The sequence below is a fragment of the Aliivibrio thorii genome, from assembly GCF_057368585.1.
The window spans coordinates 710,842-729,927 of record NZ_CM170654.1; the positions used below are offsets into that span (position 1 = coordinate 710,842).

Genomic DNA, 19,086 nt, shown 5'->3' on the forward strand with positions numbered 1-19,086 from the left:
ATATACACTTTGTTATCGACATTAATAAGGGCATACATGATGGGGAATGCAGTAAAGGTTGGAGATATAGGCAGTGCACATGATGGTTTTCATCCCAGTCCAATATTGGCAGGTTCAGCGACAGTTAAAGTCGATGGTGTTCCAGCTGCAAGAAAAGGCGATCCTTTAGCTCCTCATGTGAAGCCAAAGCATCCTCCTCATCCTAGATTTATTTCTGGTGGTTCAAGTACTGTTTTTATTGACGGTCAGCCTGCAGCTCGTAATGGGGACAAAGTTGGATGTGGTGGAACTGTAAAGGGAGGAGGAACCGTTAATATTGGATAATTTGACCTAGGTTATTAGTGATAGTTATGAAAATTAATTACAAAAAATGCATTTTTATGTGTTTTTTGATGGAATTGTGCGATTATTTTCGTAATTAGTTGATCAATCTCAACATCATAAATATTGAATGATTAATAATTGTTATTATTAAATCAGGAGGTATCAATGGAGTTGAATCCAGTGTTTGCCAGACGCTTATATTTGGCGTTATTGGTGCATAATTTAGAAAGACCAAATGTGCCGAAGCTTGTCGAATTAACTGGCTGGCCTCGTCGTACGATTCAAGATGTATTGAAAGCCTTACCTGGCATTGGTATTGAATTGATGTTCATTCAAGATGGACGTCGCCATAATGACGGGTATTACCGCTTGTCAGATTGGGGGCCTTATGATCCTGAGTGGGTGTGTTCACGAGAAGATGAAATCGCATCAACGTTGTATCATTAATAATCTAATGATGATGAAATTTAAATAAAAATGCCAACAAATATGTTGGCATTTTTGTTTTTATTGGTTGGAATATCAAATATGGCTAAGGACAAGAATAGGCTGTACCAAGTAGGGTGATTGATGTATTAAATGGCATAGGATCTTGAAGTATGACGGTATTTGCACCCAAAGAATAAGCTTCGTTTTTTATATCGTTAACCGCCGAGACCATTAAATCTTTGTTGGATATAAAAAAGAAGGTGTACCAATGCCCTTCACTACCTGTAACCGTTCCTAGTTCAGAGCATTGTCTACTCATATTCTCACTATAATGAAGAGTGATTGAACTTGAATCATTATCTAGAGGCTGTGTTGTTGATATACAGCCACTTAATAAAAATAAGCTTAAGGTAGAAATGAGCAATGTTTTCATATTAAGAGTCCAAATAAAGTAACGTTGCTGCAACTCGTGATTTCACGTTTAGTTTTTTCAATAAACTTTTCATGTGTACTTTTACGGTAGCTTCAGAGATAAATAGCTTATCGGCAACTTGTTTGTTTCGCATACCTTTAGCTACGTTTTGTAAAATCTCTAATTCTCTTGCAGTTAGACTTGCTAATTTATCATCACCATTATGATCTTGTTCTAAACACATTTTAACTTGTTCAGAATAGGCTTTTCCGCCTCGCATTGCTTCTTTTAATAAGGCTATGAGTTCATCTGGTTCGCTGTCTTTTAATAAATAACCATCAGCACCAGCCTTAACCAGTGTTTTAATATCTTGTTTGTTATCAGAAACGGTTAAAATTACGATAGGGCATGTTACCCCTTCACTACGTAGTGCGTGTAATGTATCAAGTCCTGACATTCCTTTCATATTTAAATCAAGTAAAACTAAGTCAGGTTCATCCTGAGATATCAGGGCTACCGCATCTGTACCGTTACTTGCTTCGCCTGTTAATGCAAACTCGTCATCAAAAGAGAGAAGTTGGCCAATACCACGACGCATCAATGGGTGATCATCAACGATAACAACATTCCACATAATTTTTACCTTCTATTTTATTTTTATTGGTTTAGTGGAAACATAACGTTCACTGTACAACCGTGTTCAAGTTCTGAGGATATCGATAAAGTGCCGTGAACACAGTTTGCGCGTTCTTGCATTATCCTTAATCCATAATGATTAATTTTTTCTTCTGTAGGATCAAATCCTACGCCATCGTCTTCAATGTTAATGCAACCTTGCTCACTTTCTTGAAAACACGTAATGATAATATTATCAGCTTTTGAGTGTTTGATGGCATTTAATGTTGCTTCACGTATTAATTGTAATAAATGAACATGTTGTTGGGCGTTTATTGGCAATGAAGGCAGTTCATTATTTACTCTAATATTTATGTTAGTTTGTGCAGCTAAGGTCGTTGTTATTTCTTGTAACGCCTCACCAAAGTGAGCCTTATTGATAGTTAACCGAAAAGTGTTAAGTAACTCTCTTAATTGAGTATAGGCACTTTTGAGCCCTTCATCTAATTCTATTAATGTATTACCTGTATTTTTACAGTCACACTTCGCAAGTTGGCGTTTTAGTAACGTAGTTTGGATCTTTAAATAAGATAAAGATTGAGCCAAAGAATCGTGCAGTTCGCGAGCAATGGCTGAGCGTTCTTCTAACAGTATAAGTTGATGAGTTTGTTTTTGAGCTTGATTATAAAAAACACCACGAGCAAGAATATTTGAAATGTTAATGATCAGCTTTTGATCTGGACAAGGAAGGGAGAATTGCCACATTAAGTAACCAAGCTGCTCCCCATCAATACTGAGTTCTTGCAAGCTCCAAGGTGAGTCATTCGAATCACCACTGGTAATTTCCCAATCCCCTCCTGATTCTTCTTCTACGATTAAACGAGCACTTGTGATGCCCTCTATGTTTACAAAAGTATCAAGAATGTTTTTAAATGTTTGTTCATCCAATTGAGATGCTGATAGCTGCTGCGAGCAATGATAAAGCGTTGTTAGTGAGCGGTTTGCTTGGCTTAACTTTTTGGTTTTATCTTCAACTCTATTTTCTAATTCTTTGTAATTTAAGTGGATTTGTTTTGCCATGTGGTTGAATGAATCACTTAATTGGCCTAATTCATTGTCGCTTCTTAAATCAACTTGAACAGAATAATTACCTTTTGTCATCGCTTTACTTGCTTGAACAAGTCGATGCAATGGGGTCACAATTTTTCGCTGGGTAAAAAAGATAATGAAGACACTTAGAAATACAATTAATGATAATCCAAGGGCTCCGATAAATGATAAAAGGTGCAGTTTTCTTTCTGAAAATTCTTGCAACCGGAAAACAAAGTGGTCTATTTCATCGACAAATAAGGAAACTTTATTTAGATAAATTTGCTTATTATCACTAAGTAAAGCCGGCTTTAAAGCATGCCATTGCAGACGAATATCCTGATAAGAAAGTTCAATATCATCAGGAACAAACCATTGCTCTAATGTTTGAAAGGAAGGAGATTCAATAGAGTCAGAAAATTTATTTAAGTGATTTATTATTTCTGGCGAATCACTTTCAATATCATAAGCTAATCGATAACTTTGCATACGTAATGAACCTGCAATGTTGACCGCTTCAGCATCCTTTAAACTAGAAGATAGGGTAATTAAAGCCAAGCTAGTTGTAATTATGGAAATGAGAACTATCCATAGCATCACTTGTGCAATTGTTTTTGTTAAAATTGAGGTTTTTGTATGTTTCATCTTTGTTAATAGTGGCCTATGATTAGTTAAAGGCAAATGAGCTCTATTTTGTTGTTTTTATTTGTTTTAAAAATTGATCTAAAACAAATGTACCCCTTGTTTAGCCATTATGGGGTATATCAATAAATATAACAAAATTTAAAATTCATCGTATAAAAATGTGAATAGACAATTGGAGTTGTGAATAGATGAGTCAAAATAATGCCGTTGACCATTCTAAACGTGGTCTTTTTCGTCGTTTCTCCAATAAAGAAAAAATACATCCTTTAATACAGCAACGACTACCTTGGGTTGAGAACGAAGCAAAATTTGTATCTCAATGCACCCAATGTGAAAAGTGTATTAAAGCGTGTGAAGAAGAAATAATTGTTAAAGGCGATGGTGGTTTTCCTATTGTCGACTTTTCAAAAGGGGAGTGCACTTTCTGTGAAGAATGCGCGAATATTTGCCCTGATAATTTATTTGATTTAACCATTGTGTCAGCTTTTTCTCATAAAATATCTATAAATGAAAGTTGTTTAGCTAAGCAATCGGTTGAATGTCGTAGTTGTAGCGATATGTGTGAGACACAAGCCATTCGCTTTCAATTAGTGCTGGGAAATGTTGCTCAGCCTCAAATTAACTTAGATGTTTGTAATGGATGCGGAGGCTGCGTAGCCGCTTGCCCTGCTTCTGCTATCAGCATGACACTGGAAGAGCAAAAATAATGCTAGAAAACTTGCCTGAGAATGAAGTTCATATTTCAAGTTTAGTGGTTCATGTTAAACCTGAATTTTTGAAGCAAACAAAAGAAAAAATACTGGCACTACCGAATACGGAAATCTATGGCGAAAGTGACGAGGGCAAGTTAATTGTTGTACTTGAAACTGAAAACCAGGGATATATCACCGATTCAATCGATAAAATAAATGACTTCGAAGGAATTCTAAATGTCGCTTTAGTTTTCCACCAAATCGAGCACTTTGATTCGCAATGTGAGGATGAATCATGAAAATGACAAGACGTGCGTTTGTTAAAGCAAACGCAGCAGCTTCTGCTGCAGCTGTTGCTGGGGTTACTTTACCAGCATCAGCAACTAATTTAATCGTTAGTTCTGACCAAACAAAAATTAAATGGGATAAAGCGCCTTGTCGTTTTTGTGGTACTGGTTGTTCTGTACTTGTGGGTACTCAAAATGGTCGTGTTGTTGCGACTCAAGGTGATCCTGAAGCTCCCGTGAACAAAGGCCTTAACTGTATCAAAGGTTACTTCCTATCTAAAATTATGTACGGAAAAGATCGTCTACAAACGCCAATGCTGCGTATGACTGATGGTCAATATGACAAAGAAGGTGATTTTGCTCCTGTTTCTTGGGACGTAGCTTTTGACACCATGGCTGAGAAATGGAAAGCAGCGTTGAAAAAACATGGTCCAACAGGTGTTGGTATGTTTGGTTCTGGCCAGTGGACAGTAATGGAAGGCTATGCAGCCGTTAAATTGATGAAAGCGGGCTTCCGTTCAAATAACATCGATCCAAATGCTCGTCACTGTATGGCTTCTGCGGTAGGTGCGTTCATGCGTACTTTCGGTATTGATGAGCCAATGGGTTGTTATGATGACTTTGAACACGCAGATTCATTTGTACTGTGGGGTTCAAACATGGCAGAAATGCACCCAGTATTATGGACTCGTATTTCTGATCGTCGCTTAAGTAATCCACACGTTAAAGTAAATGTGTTATCTACTTATTATCACCGTTCATTTGAGTTAGCTGATAAAGGGTACATTTTTGAACCTCAATCTGATCTGGCTATTGCTAACTTCATTGCTAACTACATCATTCAAAACGATGCGGTAAACTGGGATTTCGTAAATAAACACACGAACTTCAAGCAAGCAACCACAGACATCGGTTATGGTCTTCGTGATACTGATCCGCTACAAATGAAAGCGGAAAATCCTAACTCTGGAGCGATGAGCTCGATCAGTTTTGAGGAATATAAAGCGTCAGTTGCACCATACACAGCAGAAAAAGCCTCAGAAATGTCAGGTGTATCAGAAGAAGATCTGATCACATTAGCGAAGCAATACGCGGATCCAAAAACGAAAGTAATGTCTTTATGGACAATGGGTATGAACCAGCACACTCGTGGTGTTTGGATGAACAGCCTTGTTTATAACATTCACTTGTTAACGGGTAAGATTTCAACGCCGGGTAACAGTCCATTTTCATTGACTGGCCAGCCTTCTGCATGTGGTACAGCTCGTGAAGTCGGTACATTCTCACATCGTCTACCTGCTGACATGGTTGTTGCTAATCCTAAGCACCGTGCAATTTCAGAAAAAATCTGGAAACTACCAGAAGGTACATTGAACGGTAAGCCTGGTGCACACGCCGTTGTTCAAGATCGCATGCTTAAAGACGGCAAGATTAACGCTTATTGGGTTATGTGTAATAACAACATGCAAGCCGGTCCAAATATTAATACAGAACGTTTACCAGGTTACCGTAACCCTGAAAACTTCATAGTATGTTCAGACCCATACCCAACAGCAACAGCTCAAGCTTCGGATCTTATTTTACCAACAGCAATGTGGGTAGAAAAAGAAGGTGCATATGGTAATGCTGAACGTCGTACTCAAGCTTGGTACCAACAAGTACAAGCAAAAGGCGAAGCTAAATCTGATTTATGGCAAATCATGGAATTCTCAAAACGCTTCACAGTAGAAGAAGTGTGGGGCGAAGAGCTATTAGCTAAAGCACCTGAATTCCGCGGTAAAACAATGTATGACGTACTTTATAAAAATGGTCATGTAGATGCTTTTCCATTATCAGAAGCTCAAGAACTAAATGATGATGCTAAAGCACAAGGTTTTTATGTTCAAAAAGGCTTGTTTGAGGAATATGCTAGCTTTGGCCGTGGTCATGGGCATGATTTAGCACCATACGATACTTACCACCAAGTACGTGGCCTACGTTGGCCTGTTGTTGATGGTAAAGAAACATTATGGCGCTTTAAAGAAGGTTCAGATCCATACGCTAAAAAAGGCTCTGATTGGGACTTCTATGGTAAGCCTGATGGCAAAGCTTTAATTATCTCAGCACCTTATGAAGCTCCACCAGAAGTACCTGGTGATGAGTTTGATATGTGGTTATGTACTGGTCGTGTTCTTGAGCATTGGCACACAGGTACTATGACCCGTCGTGTTCCTGAGCTTTATAAAGCGGTACCAGATGCCCTTTGTTATATCCACCCTGCAGATGCGAAGAAACGTAATCTACGTCGTGGTGATGAAGTATTAATTTCTAATAAACGTGGTGAAGTTAGAGTACGTGTTGAAACTCGTGGTCGTAACCGTCCGCCTAAAGGATTGGTATTTGTACCATTCTTTGATGCTCGCATCTTAATTAACAAATTGATTTTGGATGCTACCGATCCTCTGTCTAAACAGACAGATTATAAGAAGTGCCCAGTTAAGATCACTAAAGTTGCTTAATTAATACATTGATAGGTTACTAGTTTTTTTAACTAGTAACTTGTTACAGAGTTTGCCTTAAGGCGGAGAAATTAGAATGAAAAAATTCATTATAGCGCTTATGTCAGCAGGACTACTGTTTGCAGGTGCAGTACAAGCAGAATCAGAACAAACTACCGAATTACCAACTGCAGAGTTGAATAACCCTGGTGGTATTGGTGGTGTAGAATCATTACGTGGAGCATCAGAGCTAGAAGCAACTCGTCCTGCGGATGATTTTAAACGTTTTCCTCGTGATCACGCATTAGAAAGTGATTATGTTTATCAGCCACCATTGGTACCACATACAATTCGTAACTATGAAGTATCATTGAACGCGAATAAATGTCTATCATGTCACAGCTGGAAAAACGCAAAAGAAATGGGCGCAACGAAGATCAGTGTAACGCACTATGTGAATCGTGAAGATGCTGTACTTTCAGATGTATCACCTCGTCGTTATTTCTGTTTACAATGTCATGTCCCTCAAGCTGATGCTAAACCGTTAGTTGAGAATGAATTTGAACGTGTGGACTCATTGCGCTAGTTGATAGCCAATACTGTTAAGAGAGGCTATACATGAAATTATTAAAAGCATTTTGGAAGCGTTTTTCATCTCCAAGTAAAGCGGCAGTAGGCATTGTCCTATTTATGGGTTTTATGGGGGGGTTACTTTTCTGGGGCGCATTTAACACGGGTATGGAAGCAACCAATACAGAAGAATTCTGTTCTGGCTGTCACGCCCCAATAGTTAAAGAGATCCAAGAGACGATTCACTACTCAAACCGTTCTGGTGTTCGTGCTATCTGTTCTGATTGTCACGTCCCTCATAACTGGACAGATAAAATCGTACGTAAAGTTCAAGCATCAAAAGAATTGTTTGCGCATTACGTAACTAAAACGATTGATACTGAAGAGAAATTCAAAGAGCGTCGTGGTCATCTAGCAGAGCGAGAATGGCACCGAATGAAAGAGAATAATTCCCAAGAGTGTCGCAACTGCCATGAATTTAACTACATGGATTTCTCAGAGCAAGGTCCTCGTAGTGCTAAACAGCACTCAACGGCATTAGCATCAGGTGATAAAACCTGTGTAGATTGTCATAAAGGTATTGCTCATAAACTGCCTGACATGTCTGGCGTTGAAGGTTGGTAAGGAGCTTACTATGAGTACGTTAGAATCAGTTATTTGGCATACACTAGGCTATATCGCTATGCCATCCATCATTTTAGGTGGTTTTGCTGCGGTTGCTGTGTTATCTATTTGGGTGTTATCACTTAAAGCAGATAAAGAGTAGGGCGTTAAGAGCAAATTTATAATAAAAAAGAGATGAGGTAATTTAGCTTCATCTCTTTTTTTGTGCTTAAAAACCGAGTACAGAGTAATAAATAAATCCTGCCCAACTTAGAGCAAGTAATATCCAAGGTAATGCTTTATTCGATTCAGCATTTATTTTATCTTGTTGAGCTTGTTTTGCTTCAATGCCTGAAATTGTCTCATTATTTTGCTTTTGACGAAGTGTTTTTTTCTTTAATTTATCTGCTTCTCTGGCTTTTTCTTTCTGCTGTTTTTTATATAAGGTAATGCCTTTTTCTATTCCTTGAGCAATCAACTTAGTTTGCTCTTTTGTTTGTGCTGGTTTTTGTGTAGCTTTAGCTATCTTCATTGCTTCTTGTTGCGTTTCAATAGAAGAGATCTCTTTTGTTTTTTTGTTGTTTGTCATAATTATTCTTTATTTTTAATATTTGAGAGTATCTTTGTGTATATTCAAACAGTAACTGATGCAAAGTGTGACGGCAACATTGCTTTTGATCTTTGAACTGTTGTCAGCTCAAAGTTTTTATTTTATCCAATCGTTATTTTTAATTATTTCAGTAAGACTGAACAAGTCTACTGAGAAGATTGTTAGTTTATTTTTAAGGTAGAAAATGCACTATTCATTTGATGCATATGATGAGCATGGTTGGTTAAAGCCACCAATATGGCTATGGCTTGGTTGGGTTATTTTAATTCGTTCTGTTGTTGTTTTTGTAATGGCTGGAGCGAGTCGTGAACAAGGTACTGATTTACTGGCATTGTTTTACCCTAATCATACGCATCTTTACACGAGTTTATATCTAAGCTTACCCATTGTGTTTTTTATGTGGTTAAGTAGTTTTAAAAAGCCAACAAGACCTTTTATGCTCACCCTTTGGAAGCAAGGTCGATGGCTAACCATTATTATGGTTCTTATTGATCTCGCCATGCTAATTGAATCTGTAGTGGTGAGTAGTGGAGAGTTTCAGTTAGGAAGTGCCGTGATTATCTTACTTCTTAGCTGGTTTTTAATTTTTTTACTTCGTAGCAAAAGAGTAAAGATATGTTTTAGTCTGACGTAGAGGTGAAGACGATGGATTTATCAACTGGGGCGCTTTTATTTAGTGCTTTATTAAGCCCATTAGCAATGGCTGATTGGCAATTGGACTTAGGGTTAGAAATTAACCGTCCTGATTTACAGCGTATTAGTAATTCTTCAGCATCATTAGTACTTGGAGAAGAGACACTTGTATTTAATTCTATTGATCAACAATCCCAAGTGAAAGCATGGGCTGAAATAAAAAACATTAATGCGGAAAATGTAGAGATTGCCTTTCGAGTAACAGAAGAAGGAAATGGCAATGTGCGTACTATTTGTGCTCCGACGATTATTACTAAGTTAAACAATCAAGAGTCTTATATGGTTTCTGATTCTTCAGCAAAAGAAACAGTAAAATTATCAGTAGAAGTGATTTCTTCATAAACTCTTATTAATTATCAAACAATCCCATGATTTATTACATATAATGGACTCAGTTAATTCAAAATAGAAAGGAACTGAGTTCATGTCTTACACCCCTCAAACGGCATTATTGCCAGAACCTGATCGATTTGCATTATACGTAACTCTAAATATCAAAAGTAATCCTCAGCTTGTATTAGAACAGTTACAAGCGCTTCCTGCTTTGATCATTGAATTAAATGAAAATCAGCCAGACGCAAACTTAAGTAGCGCGGTTTCCTTTGGTACTGATTTTTGGACTACACTGTCTGCACCTATGCCGCCAGAATTGACCAACTTTAAGCAATTAGGTAAAGGCGATATTATTGCTCCAGCAACGCACGGAGACGTACTAATTCATCTTCATTCCAACCGTCATGATTTACATTTCTATATTCTACGTAAGTTGATGAATGTTATTTCTGAGCATGTAGACATTAAAGAAGAGACTTCTGGGTACCGTTTTCTTGATTCTCGTGATATGACTGATTTTGTTGATGGAACGGAAAACCCTAAAAACGAAGCCCGAGCTGAAGTTGCCTTAGTTAAAGAGGGGGAATTTACAGGTGGAAGCTACATGATGTGTCAACGTTTTGTGCATAAACTTCCGGCATGGAATCGCTTATCTGTTTCAGCTCAAGAAAAAGTAATAGGTCGTACTAAACCTGATTCAATAGAGCTAGAAGACGTTCCAGCTGCTTCACACGTAGGCCGTGTTGATATTAAAGAAGATGGTAAAGGGGTTAAGATCCTACGCCACAGCTTGCCGTATGGCTCGGTTTCTGGTGACCATGGTTTATTGTTTATTGCTTATTGTCACTCTGTACATAATTTCCAAGTGATGTTGGATAGCATGTATGGCGAAGTCGATGGAAAAACTGATCAATTATTGCGTTTTACAGATGCAGTAACTGGTGGTTATTTCTTTGCTCCATCACAAGAGATGCTTGCTGAACTGACCGTTAAATAGATACAAAAAGGCCGCTGTTTTCTTTGAGATAACAGCGGCCTTTTTAATGTCTTGTGTAAACTAAATCAATCGATTAAGAAAGATTATTTAGTTACTTTAAGAACTGGAGATTCACCAACAGTAACAGCACCAGTAAGCTTAGTAAGCTCTTTGATTTCGTCCATGTTAGAGATAACAACTGGAGTTAGAGTTGATTTAGCGTGCTCTTCTAGGTACGCAAGATCAAATTCGATTACAGTGTCGCCAGCTTTAACTTCTTGACCTTCTTCAGCGATACGAGTAAAGCCTTGACCTTTAAGTTCAACAGTATCGATACCGAAGTGAACAAAAAGCTCGATGCCATCGTTAGATTCGATAGAGAAAGCGTGGTTAGTTTCGAAGATTTTACCGATTGTACCGTTAACTGGAGCAACCATTTTGTTGCCTGCTGGTTTGATAGCAATACCGTCACCAACGATTTTTTCAGCGAATACTACGTCTGGCACATCTTCGATGTTTACAATTTCACCAGAAAGAGGTGCGATGATGTCGATAGCACCAGCGTCAGCGCTTTCAGAAGAAAATGCGCTTTTAATTTTGTCAAACAGACCCATTGTGTAGCTCCCTAAAGTTTATATTAAATAGCCACTAAAACTTAGTGGCTATATTTAATTCTTTGCAACTATACTATTACTTAGTATTTTCTGCGATAAATTTTTCAACGTGTGCTTCAATTTCTGCTGCTGTTGGCATTTGAAGTGCTTCATCTGCCATCGCTTTTACTGCTGCAAAGTTTGAGTTACGAACGATTTTCTTAACAAGAGGGATAGAAATACCACTCATGCTGAATTCGTCTAAGCCCATACCTAGAAGAAGTAAGCTTGCACGCTCATCACCCGCTAGCTCGCCACACATACCAGTCCACTTGCCTTCTTTGTGAGAAGCGTCGATTACTTGCTTGATTACAAGCAGAACCGCTGGAGATAGTGGGTTGTATAGGTGAGAAATCATTTCGTTACCACGGTCAACAGCAAGAGTATATTGTGTTAAATCGTTAGTACCGATAGAGAAGAAGCTAACTTCTTTCGCTAAGTGGTGTGCAATTGCAGCGGCTGCTGGTGTTTCAACCATAACACCAATTTCGATGTTTTCGTCAAACGCTAGGCCTTCAGCTCGAAGTTCTACTTTGTATTCTTCGATTGCATTTTTAAGCTCACGGATTTCTTCAACAGAAATGATCATTGGGAACATGATACGCAGTTTACCGTGTGCAGATGCACGTAAAATACCACGTAATTGATCACGCAGAATTTCACGACGGTCTAAACTGATACGAATTGCACGCCATCCTAGGAATGGGTTCATTTCTTCAGGAAGATCCATGTATGGTAGATCTTTATCACCACCGATATCCATAGTACGGATGATCACTGGCTCACCATGCATCGCCTCTGCTACTTCTTTATAAGCAACATATTGCTCTTCTTCAGTAGGAAGTGCATCACGATCCATGAATAGGAATTCTGTACGATACAGACCAACACCTTCGCCGCCGTTACGGATGATACCGTCACAGTCTTTAACTGTACCGATGTTACCGCAAACTTCAACTTGGTGACCATCTATAGTGATAGCTGGTAGGTCTTTTAGTTTTGCTAGTTCTTCTTTTTCTGCAACTAAAGTGTCACGGATTTTTTTAGATTCAGCTAGCTCTGCTTCTGATGGATTGATAACAATCTTGTTGTTAACCGCATCAAGAATCAGCATGTCGCCGTTCTTCACTTGCTTAGTGATATCGTTAGTACCAACGATAGCAGGAAGTTCAAGAGAACGCGCCATGATAGAAGTATGAGATGTACGACCGCCGATGTCACAAGCAAAACCAAGAACGTAGTCTAGGTTGATTTGCGCTGTTTCAGAAGGCGTTAAATCGTTAGCAACTAGGATAACTTCTTCATTGATATCACTCAGTGAAACAATATTGATGCCTAATGCGTTTTTAACAAAGCGGCTACCGATATCACGGATATCTGTAGCACGCTCTTTTAGATAATCATCATCTAAAGATTCAAGTGCACAAGCTTGCTCTTCAATTACAGAATAAATTGCAAAATCAGCCGCAAGCTTATCATCTTTGATAAGGGCTAAGATTTCTTCTTCTAGCTCTTCATCTTCAAGAAGCATAATGTGCCCCTCAAAAATTGCTTCTTTTTCTTCGCCAAATGTTGCTAGCGCTTTCGCTTTAACCGCTTCTAATTGCTCAGAAGACTTAGCTCTAGCGTCAAAGAAACATTTAACTTCTGCTTCTACTTGAGATTCAGAGATTGGAGTTTTGTTTAGGACAATTTCATCTTCCTGAAGTAGTAGTGCTTTACCAAAAGCAATACCCGGAGATGCTAGAATGCCAGAAATCATAGCTTTACCTTAACATTGATCAAATTAGAGAATGAGAATAATTAAAGAAAAAGCTGATTAATGCAGCTCATCCATTAGTTTAACTAGGTGGTCTACAGCTTCTTTCTCTTGAGCGCCTTCAGCAGAGATAGTTACGTTAGTACCTTTAGTTAGACCTAAAGTTTGTAGTTTGAAAAGGCTAGTAGCACTTGCGCTTTTGCCGTTAGAAGTAACAGTGATTTTAGCATCAAAACCTTTTGCTTCTTTAACGAACTGAGCCGCTGGACGTGTGTGAAGGCCGTTTTCTGCAGTGATTACTACGTCTTGTGAATACATTGTGTATACCCCGATTTATATTTTATGTTGAATTAATGTCGTTAACCAATTCTGTTTATGACAGTACTTTCGCACATCATTGCTCCAGAAACAATCCGTCTGAATGTAAAATAAGTTAACGACAGTAATTTATACATACTGTCTTACTTTGTAACATTTAGGAGGTCCAATATTGATATATTCTATTGGATTGTAATTATTTTACACCTAAAAATAAAGTGGCTAGATTATTACTAAGGAGTGAAATGAAATCAACAAAAAAACCCCAGAAGGGGCTTTTTTGGAAGAAAAATTGATTTGAACACGTGAATATTGCAGATTTATTGTTCGTTTTCTTGTTCCGTAAACAAACCAGCAAAAAGTGCGGTACTTAAGTAGCGCTCACCTGAACTTGGCAATACAACCACAATTTGTTTATTCGCAAACTCTGGAAGTTCAGCAATACGGTTTGCGGCAACAACTGCGGCACCTGAAGAGATGCCCGCAAGAATACCTTCTTCTTCCATTAAGCGACGAGTCATAGCAATGGCATCATCAGAAGTAACAGCTTCAACACGATCAATTAATGCCAGATCTAGGTTACCTGGAATAAAACCAGCGCCAATCCCTTGAATTTTATGGGGGGAAGGCTTTAATTCTTGACCTGCAAGAGCTTGAGCTATTACTGGTGATTCCGCCGGCTCAACTGCAACTGAAAGTACGGCTTTATTTTGTGTATGTTTTAGATAACGACTTGTCCCTGTTAATGTACCACCAGTACCAACACCTGCGACAAACACATCAATGTTACCTTCAGTTGCTTCCCAAATCTCTGGCCCTGTCGTTTTTTCATGGATAGCAGGGTTTGCTGGGTTATTAAATTGTTGAAGTAGTAGGTACTTACTTGGGTCACTCGCTACAATTTCTTCTGCCTTTGCAATTGCACCACTCATACCTTTTGGTGCTTCAGTTAATACAAGGTTAGCTCCAAGTGCTTTTAGTAGTTTACGACGCTCTAAGCTCATTGATGCCGGCATAGTTAGTGTTAGCTTATAACCACGAGCGGCAGCAACAAAGGCTAATGCAATACCTGTGTTGCCAGAGGTCGGCTCTACTAATTCAATACCTTCTTTTAATGTACCTGCTTTTTCAGCTTCCCAGATCATGTTTGCGCCGATACGACATTTAACACTGAAACTTGGGTTACGAGCTTCTACTTTTGCTAATACGTTACCATTACTTACACGGTTTAGACGTACAAGAGGGGTGTTACCAATAGTTTGAGAATTATCTTCATAAATCTTTGTCATGATCTGTTCCTTCATTTCACGTAACGCGTGATTCAATACGGAGTAAATATTTGGTGACTCATTTGAGTAACTCGACTTACTTAGAATACGAAGAGTTTCTCAAATGAGAAAGGATCGAAAGGTTATAAGTTATGGATTAACGTTTTTATGTGTATCACGATAGACATCAACCCACATAGCTGTTGCTCCACAGACTGCGATAGGCATAACAAATAGGTTCAATATCGGAGTCATTGTAAAGAGAGTAACAAGTGAACCGAAAGATAAGCATTTTCCACGCTTGGTTTTAAGTTCGTCTCTCATTGTTTCAAAAGGTACTTTATGGTTATCAAATGGATAATCACAATATTGTATTGCCATCATCCAAGCGGTAAATAAGAACCATAGAACAGGCGCAATACTTTGACCGATTGCTGGAATGAAAAATAGAATGAACAGGCCTAATGCTTTTGGGAGGTAATACTTTAATTTCTGCCACTCACGTTTGAAAATACGAGGTAAATCTTTTAGGGCATCAACAATACCGCCAGTTGGTGCTGGTTGGTTCGTTAATTTAGCCTCGAGATGCTCAGCGAGCAAGCCATTAAATGGAGCTGCAATCCAGTTAGCTAGCGTGCTAAAAAAATAAGAGAATACCGCTAAAATACTAACCACTATTAATGGCCATAATAGATAAGACAGCCAATCTAGCCAGCTTGGAATTTGAGCTAAAATCTGTTCAATCCAACCACCAATTTGGTTAAATAGGTAAAAAAATGAGCCCCCTAATAAAATAAAATTAATTAATAGAGGAATAAAGACGAAACGGCGGATCCCAGGGGTCATCGCCAATGACATACCTTTTAAAAAATATTGAATACCTGATTGGGTTTGTTTTAATGAACTCATAATCTATATTTACATTTTGTGTACCATGTATTCACTATACTCAAAAACACGCACAAAGAAATGGAATTAGCGTAAATAAAGATGATGTAAATTGTTCAAATGTAAGATTTATGTCACCACTTTCATTTTGTTATTCAACAATAGGGCTATTATTTGGTACATTACCAATAAGTAGTGGTAGATTAACGGTTACAGTTAAACTACCTTCATAGTAGTTAAGGAAAACTTCCTTTGTATTTTTTACAAAATAAGGAAGTTCAATAAAGCAGAAGAGCAGAGAGTTAGCGATGCAAGAATTGCGATTAGTGTTGATACTTGTTGGGGCATTAGCCATTGCGGCGTTATTGTTTCATGGCTTATGGACAAGTCGAAAAGAAACGAACTCAAAATTTGGAAAAAAAGTAGACATAGATTTTGATTCAGAGATTGATGATGAGCAACCTGCTCCTATGCGAACTTTTGATCAAGCAAAAGAAGACGTTAATATTCCAAGAGAGAGAAAAGAGCCAGCGTTTGCAAGAGAAGAACCTGCTTTTTCTAAAGATCCTATTTTTGATGGTGAAAGCGTCACTTCGGAGCCAATCGAAAAGATTCAAGAAAAGCCTGTCGAGACGGCTATTGAGAAGGTTGAGCAACCACCAATAAATGACATTAAGGTTGAACAAGAACCAACAATGTCATTTTCTGCAATTGATGAAAATGTGGTTCCTCAAAAAGAGATACCTCAACCATTGCAGATAGAAGAGCCTATCGTTATTCCTGAACCGATTATTACTATTATTGAAGAACCAGAACCAGAACCAGAACCAGAACCAGAAGAGGATGTTATTGTTATTAATGTCCACGGAATGGGAAGTGAGCGCTTTAATGGTAACCGGTTATTTAATAGCTTGGAGCAAAATGGTTTAGTGTTTGGCGATATGGGGATTTATCATCGTCACTCAGATCTATCTGGTAGTGGTAAAGTCTTATTTAGTACTGCGAATATGGTAGCTCCTGGCCATTTCCAAGTACCTGAAGGTGATGAATTCTCTACTCCTGGAATTTCCTTCTTCTTACCACTGCCGTGCTACGGCGATGCAGAGCATAATTTTAAATTAATGCTACAGACGGCTCAGTTAGTGAGCTCTGAGTTAGGTGGTAATATTTTGGATGAAAAACGAGATATGCTGACTCCAAATAAAATAGATGAATATAAACAACGAGCAAAAGTGTTCTGCCGTAAATAGATCGTCTATTATTATAGTTAATTGAGAAAGGCTCCTAGTGAGCCTTTTTTTTATTTTTTGTACAACAGAACAAGAAGTTGATGAACCATGAGTACAGAACAGACATTAGATGAGTTGAGACAACAGCTGAATTACCACGCGTATCGTTATTATGTGGAAGATTGTCCAGAACTTCCCGATGCAGAATACGATCGAATGATGCAGCAATTACTTTCTATTGAGGCTGAATATCCTGAGTTAGTTACTGTCGACTCACCAAGTCAGAGAGTGGGTGGTGAAGCGTTGGATGGATTTACTCAAGTAAAGCATGAGATAGCAATGCTCTCTTTAGATAATGCCTTTAATGATAAAGAGCTAGAATCTTTCGAGAAAAGAATCAATGACCGTCTCATAACTAAACCTGTTTCATTATTCTGTTGTGAACCTAAATTGGATGGTCTAGCGGTCAGTCTTTTGTATGTTAATGGTAAATTAGTTCAAGCTGGGACTCGTGGTGATGGTTTAACGGGCGAAAATATAACAGAAAATGTTAGAACGATTCGTTGTATACCATTAACACTTCAAGGGGAAGGTTGGCCAACACGATTAGAAGTTCGTGGTGAAGTTTTTATGCCAAAAGCAGGTTTTGATGCGTTAAATGAACGCGCATTAAAACGTGGTGATAAACCATTTGTTAATCCACGTAATGCCGCAGCAGGCAGTTTACGTCAATTGGATTCGAAGATCACCGCGACTCGTCCACTAAGCTTTTATGCTTATAGTGTTGGGGTGATTGATGGTGGTGAATTAGAATCAAGTCATTATCAGCGTTTTGTTCAACTTAAACGTTGGGGTCTTCCTATGTGTGAGGAGACTAAACAATGCAGTTCATTAGATGAGGTTAAAGCGTATTACAAAGATATTCTTGAACGTCGTGATTCACTGAAATATGAAATTGATGGTGTCGTCATTAAAGTTGATGATATTGAACTTCAAGAACAGCTAGGTTTTGTTGCTAGAGCACCTCGTTGGGCTATTGCTTATAAATTTCCTGCACAAGAAGAACTAACAATACTTAACGATGTAGAGTTTCAAGTGGGTCGAACGGGTGCTATTACACCAGTCGCTAAACTTGAACCTGTATTTGTCGGTGGCGTAACCGTAAGTAATGCGACACTGCATAATGCTGATGAAATTGCACGTCTAGGTGTTCACATTGGTGATACGGTGATAATTCGTCGTGCGGGTGATGTGATCCCTCAAATTGTTTCTGTTGTTGAGGCTCGCCGTCCTGAAGACAGTAAGGCGATTGTATATCCAACAACGTGTCCAGTGTGTGATTCGCAGTTAGAGCGCATTGAAGGAGAAGCGGTAACACGTTGTGGTGCCGGTTTAGTCTGTCCAGCTCAACGTAAAGAAGCACTAAAGCATTTTGTTTCTCGTAAGGCTCTTGATGTTGATGGCTTAGGTGACAAAGTAGTAGAGCAATTAGTTGATAAAGAAATGGTCGAAACCCCCGCAGATTTATTTAAACTTTCGGCTGGAGTGATTACGGTATTAGAACGAATGGGAGCGAAATCAGCTCAGAATGTTGTTGATGCCTTAAATAAGTCAAAAGAAACGACATTGCCTAGGTTCTTGTACTCACTAGGGATACGTGAGGTTGGTGAGGCCACTGCGGCAAATTTAGCGATACATTTCTTAACATTAGAAGCGGTTCAAGCTGCAAGTTTTGAGCAGTTAATAGAGGTCAATGATGTTGGTGATATTGTCGCTAAGCATGTATTACATTTCTTTTCTGAACCTCATAATCAAGCTGTAATTGAAGATCTTAAAACGGTAGGTGTTCACTGGCCTGAAATAAAAGCACTAGATGAATCGGTACCTCAACCGTTAGCTGGTAAAGTTGTTGTTTTAACTGGAACCTTGTATCAATTAAAACGTAATGAAGCAAAAGCAGCGTTGCAAGAGTTAGGTGCAAAAGTAACAGGCAGTGTATCTAAAAAGACGGATATTCTTTTTGCTGGTGAAGCTGCTGGTTCTAAATTAGCGAAAGCTGAAGAATTAGGTATTGAAATAATGAATGAAGAACAACTGATAGAATTATTAAATTAATTACTGATTTTTTATTTTTGTAAATATGGACTGTTCAGGTATTTAACAAATATTCCCAATGTTTTTTAATTAGCTTTCATTTCTGATCGGCTCTCAATAAG

Annotated in this window: 22 protein-coding genes; 13 read left to right on the forward strand and 9 right to left on the reverse strand. The window is 38.4% G+C overall.

Going from position 1 to position 19,086, the window contains the following annotated elements; genetic code table 11:
* The first annotated feature begins 39 nt into the window (after positions 1–39).
* Both AC2IP4_RS03155 and AC2IP4_RS03160 read left to right on the forward strand, forming a co-directional pair.
* On the forward strand, positions 40–324 hold the full coding sequence (locus AC2IP4_RS03155) for a type VI secretion system PAAR protein (protein WP_105055587.1): 285 nt from the start codon (positions 40–42) through the stop codon (positions 322–324).
* A 165-nt stretch (positions 325–489) separates the two neighbouring features.
* Positions 490–771 carry a winged helix-turn-helix domain-containing protein gene (locus AC2IP4_RS03160; RefSeq protein ID WP_060991618.1) on the forward strand — a complete coding sequence of 94 codons (282 nt, stop codon included), beginning with the start codon at positions 490–492 and terminating at the stop codon, positions 769–771.
* 85 nt (positions 772–856) lie between these two features.
* On the opposite strand, the gene AC2IP4_RS03165 is transcribed toward AC2IP4_RS03160, so the two are convergent.
* Genes AC2IP4_RS03165 through narQ form a run of 3 tightly spaced genes read right to left on the reverse strand, consistent with a single transcriptional unit; the run spans position 857 to position 3,514 of the window.
* The gene (locus AC2IP4_RS03165; RefSeq protein ID WP_375321052.1) at positions 857–1,186 is read right to left on the reverse strand and encodes a DUF4156 domain-containing protein; all 330 of its coding nucleotides are present in this window, start codon (positions 1,184–1,186) and stop codon (positions 857–859) included.
* Between the two features lies 1 nt (position 1,187).
* Complete coding sequence (locus AC2IP4_RS03170) at positions 1,188–1,799, reverse strand: response regulator (RefSeq protein WP_375321051.1); 612 nt, start codon at positions 1,797–1,799, stop codon at positions 1,188–1,190.
* Positions 1,800–1,822: 23 nt separating this feature from the next.
* Entirely contained in the window at positions 1,823–3,514 is a 1,692-nt protein-coding gene (narQ, locus tag AC2IP4_RS03175; RefSeq protein ID WP_375321050.1) for a nitrate/nitrite two-component system sensor histidine kinase NarQ, read from the reverse strand.
* 188 nt (positions 3,515–3,702) lie between these two features.
* Here narQ and napF point away from each other — a divergent pair, with 188 nt between their 5' ends.
* The 6 genes from napF to AC2IP4_RS03205 all read left to right on the forward strand — a co-directional run bounded on the left by napF (position 3,703) and on the right by AC2IP4_RS03205 (position 8,306).
* Positions 3,703–4,221, forward strand: coding sequence for a ferredoxin-type protein NapF (gene napF, locus AC2IP4_RS03180; protein ID WP_375321049.1), 519 nt, complete (start codon positions 3,703–3,705; stop codon positions 4,219–4,221).
* Positions 4,221–4,505: a chaperone NapD gene (locus tag AC2IP4_RS03185; protein WP_375321048.1), complete on the forward strand. Its 285-nt coding sequence runs from the start codon at positions 4,221–4,223 to the stop codon at positions 4,503–4,505. The genes napF and AC2IP4_RS03185 overlap by 1 nt, the downstream gene beginning before the upstream one ends.
* The gene (gene napA / locus AC2IP4_RS03190; protein ID WP_375321047.1) at positions 4,502–6,991 is read left to right on the forward strand and encodes a periplasmic nitrate reductase subunit alpha; all 2,490 of its coding nucleotides are present in this window, start codon (positions 4,502–4,504) and stop codon (positions 6,989–6,991) included. The genes AC2IP4_RS03185 and napA overlap by 4 nt, the downstream gene beginning before the upstream one ends.
* Before the next feature lie 76 nt (positions 6,992–7,067).
* Positions 7,068–7,556, forward strand: coding sequence for a nitrate reductase cytochrome c-type subunit (locus AC2IP4_RS03195; RefSeq protein ID WP_375321046.1), 489 nt, complete (start codon positions 7,068–7,070; stop codon positions 7,554–7,556).
* Between the two features lie 32 nt (positions 7,557–7,588).
* Positions 7,589–8,164, forward strand: a complete 576-nt coding sequence (locus tag AC2IP4_RS03200) for a NapC/NirT family cytochrome c (RefSeq protein WP_060991610.1) — start codon at positions 7,589–7,591, stop codon at positions 8,162–8,164.
* Between the two features lie 10 nt (positions 8,165–8,174).
* The gene (locus AC2IP4_RS03205; RefSeq protein WP_081091591.1) at positions 8,175–8,306 is read left to right on the forward strand and encodes a TIGR02808 family protein; all 132 of its coding nucleotides are present in this window, start codon (positions 8,175–8,177) and stop codon (positions 8,304–8,306) included.
* 66 nt (positions 8,307–8,372) lie between these two features.
* On the opposite strand, the gene AC2IP4_RS03210 is transcribed toward AC2IP4_RS03205, so the two are convergent.
* On the reverse strand, positions 8,373–8,732 hold the full coding sequence (locus AC2IP4_RS03210) for a DUF2956 domain-containing protein (RefSeq protein ID WP_486310550.1): 360 nt from the start codon (positions 8,730–8,732) through the stop codon (positions 8,373–8,375).
* Between the two features lie 205 nt (positions 8,733–8,937).
* On the opposite strand from AC2IP4_RS03210, the gene AC2IP4_RS03215 reads away from it, so the two are divergent.
* The 3 genes from AC2IP4_RS03215 to AC2IP4_RS03225 all read left to right on the forward strand — a co-directional run bounded on the left by AC2IP4_RS03215 (position 8,938) and on the right by AC2IP4_RS03225 (position 10,776).
* Entirely contained in the window at positions 8,938–9,387 is a 450-nt protein-coding gene (locus tag AC2IP4_RS03215) for a DUF2919 domain-containing protein (RefSeq protein ID WP_486310551.1), read from the forward strand.
* 11 nt (positions 9,388–9,398) lie between these two features.
* Complete coding sequence (locus AC2IP4_RS03220) at positions 9,399–9,788, forward strand: hypothetical protein (RefSeq protein WP_105055260.1); 390 nt, start codon at positions 9,399–9,401, stop codon at positions 9,786–9,788.
* Positions 9,789–9,870: 82 nt separating this feature from the next.
* Entirely contained in the window at positions 9,871–10,776 is a 906-nt protein-coding gene (locus AC2IP4_RS03225) for a Dyp-type peroxidase (RefSeq protein ID WP_375321043.1), read from the forward strand.
* A gap of 83 nt (positions 10,777–10,859) precedes the next feature.
* On the opposite strand, the gene crr is transcribed toward AC2IP4_RS03225, so the two are convergent.
* The 5 genes from crr to cysZ all read right to left on the reverse strand — a co-directional run bounded on the left by crr (position 10,860) and on the right by cysZ (position 15,662).
* Entirely contained in the window at positions 10,860–11,369 is a 510-nt protein-coding gene (gene crr / locus AC2IP4_RS03230) for a PTS glucose transporter subunit IIA (RefSeq protein WP_105055258.1), read from the reverse strand.
* A gap of 76 nt (positions 11,370–11,445) precedes the next feature.
* The gene (ptsI, locus tag AC2IP4_RS03235; protein WP_375321042.1) at positions 11,446–13,170 is read right to left on the reverse strand and encodes a phosphoenolpyruvate-protein phosphotransferase PtsI; all 1,725 of its coding nucleotides are present in this window, start codon (positions 13,168–13,170) and stop codon (positions 11,446–11,448) included.
* Positions 13,171–13,227: 57 nt separating this feature from the next.
* A complete protein-coding gene (ptsH, locus tag AC2IP4_RS03240) occupies positions 13,228–13,485 on the reverse strand; it encodes a phosphocarrier protein Hpr (RefSeq protein WP_005420435.1) in 258 nt (85 codons plus the stop codon).
* A 320-nt stretch (positions 13,486–13,805) separates the two neighbouring features.
* Positions 13,806–14,774 (reverse strand): cysteine synthase A, encoded by a 969-nt coding sequence (cysK, locus tag AC2IP4_RS03245; protein WP_375321041.1) that lies wholly within the window; start codon positions 14,772–14,774, stop codon positions 13,806–13,808.
* Positions 14,775–14,903: 129 nt separating this feature from the next.
* On the reverse strand, positions 14,904–15,662 hold the full coding sequence (gene cysZ / locus AC2IP4_RS03250; RefSeq protein WP_105055255.1) for a sulfate transporter CysZ: 759 nt from the start codon (positions 15,660–15,662) through the stop codon (positions 14,904–14,906).
* Between the two features lie 287 nt (positions 15,663–15,949).
* Here cysZ and zipA point away from each other — a divergent pair, with 287 nt between their 5' ends.
* On the forward strand, positions 15,950–16,891 hold the full coding sequence (gene zipA / locus AC2IP4_RS03255; RefSeq protein WP_486310552.1) for a cell division protein ZipA: 942 nt from the start codon (positions 15,950–15,952) through the stop codon (positions 16,889–16,891).
* Between the two features lie 87 nt (positions 16,892–16,978).
* The gene (gene ligA, locus AC2IP4_RS03260; RefSeq protein WP_486306690.1) at positions 16,979–18,985 is read left to right on the forward strand and encodes an NAD-dependent DNA ligase LigA; all 2,007 of its coding nucleotides are present in this window, start codon (positions 16,979–16,981) and stop codon (positions 18,983–18,985) included.
* The last annotated feature ends 101 nt before the right edge of the window (positions 18,986–19,086 follow it).

Bases quoted from the DNA above. Each gene is read 5' to 3' on its own strand.
- AC2IP4_RS03155 (WP_105055587.1), top strand. From the start codon at position 40: ATGGGGAATGCAGTAAAGGTTGGAGATATAGGCAGTGCACATGATGGT.
- AC2IP4_RS03160 (WP_060991618.1), top strand. From the start codon at position 490: ATGGAGTTGAATCCAGTGTTTGCCAGACGCTTATATTTGGCGTTATTG.
- AC2IP4_RS03165 (WP_375321052.1), bottom strand. From the start codon at position 1,186: ATGAAAACATTGCTCATTTCTACCTTAAGCTTATTTTTATTAAGTGGC.
- AC2IP4_RS03170 (WP_375321051.1), bottom strand. From the start codon at position 1,799: ATGTGGAATGTTGTTATCGTTGATGATCACCCATTGATGCGTCGTGGT.
- narQ (WP_375321050.1), bottom strand. From the start codon at position 3,514: ATGAAACATACAAAAACCTCAATTTTAACAAAAACAATTGCACAAGTG.
- napF (WP_375321049.1), top strand. From the start codon at position 3,703: ATGAGTCAAAATAATGCCGTTGACCATTCTAAACGTGGTCTTTTTCGT.
- AC2IP4_RS03185 (WP_375321048.1), top strand. From the start codon at position 4,221: ATGCTAGAAAACTTGCCTGAGAATGAAGTTCATATTTCAAGTTTAGTG.
- napA (WP_375321047.1), top strand. From the start codon at position 4,502: ATGAAAATGACAAGACGTGCGTTTGTTAAAGCAAACGCAGCAGCTTCT.
- AC2IP4_RS03195 (WP_375321046.1), top strand. From the start codon at position 7,068: ATGAAAAAATTCATTATAGCGCTTATGTCAGCAGGACTACTGTTTGCA.
- AC2IP4_RS03200 (WP_060991610.1), top strand. From the start codon at position 7,589: ATGAAATTATTAAAAGCATTTTGGAAGCGTTTTTCATCTCCAAGTAAA.
- AC2IP4_RS03205 (WP_081091591.1), top strand. From the start codon at position 8,175: ATGAGTACGTTAGAATCAGTTATTTGGCATACACTAGGCTATATCGCT.
- AC2IP4_RS03210 (WP_486310550.1), bottom strand. From the start codon at position 8,732: ATGACAAACAACAAAAAAACAAAAGAGATCTCTTCTATTGAAACGCAA.
- AC2IP4_RS03215 (WP_486310551.1), top strand. From the start codon at position 8,938: ATGCACTATTCATTTGATGCATATGATGAGCATGGTTGGTTAAAGCCA.
- AC2IP4_RS03220 (WP_105055260.1), top strand. From the start codon at position 9,399: ATGGATTTATCAACTGGGGCGCTTTTATTTAGTGCTTTATTAAGCCCA.
- AC2IP4_RS03225 (WP_375321043.1), top strand. From the start codon at position 9,871: ATGTCTTACACCCCTCAAACGGCATTATTGCCAGAACCTGATCGATTT.
- crr (WP_105055258.1), bottom strand. From the start codon at position 11,369: ATGGGTCTGTTTGACAAAATTAAAAGCGCATTTTCTTCTGAAAGCGCT.
- ptsI (WP_375321042.1), bottom strand. From the start codon at position 13,170: ATGATTTCTGGCATTCTAGCATCTCCGGGTATTGCTTTTGGTAAAGCA.
- ptsH (WP_005420435.1), bottom strand. From the start codon at position 13,485: ATGTATTCACAAGACGTAGTAATCACTGCAGAAAACGGCCTTCACACA.
- cysK (WP_375321041.1), bottom strand. From the start codon at position 14,774: ATGACAAAGATTTATGAAGATAATTCTCAAACTATTGGTAACACCCCT.
- cysZ (WP_105055255.1), bottom strand. From the start codon at position 15,662: ATGAGTTCATTAAAACAAACCCAATCAGGTATTCAATATTTTTTAAAA.
- zipA (WP_486310552.1), top strand. From the start codon at position 15,950: ATGCAAGAATTGCGATTAGTGTTGATACTTGTTGGGGCATTAGCCATT.
- ligA (WP_486306690.1), top strand. From the start codon at position 16,979: ATGAGTACAGAACAGACATTAGATGAGTTGAGACAACAGCTGAATTAC.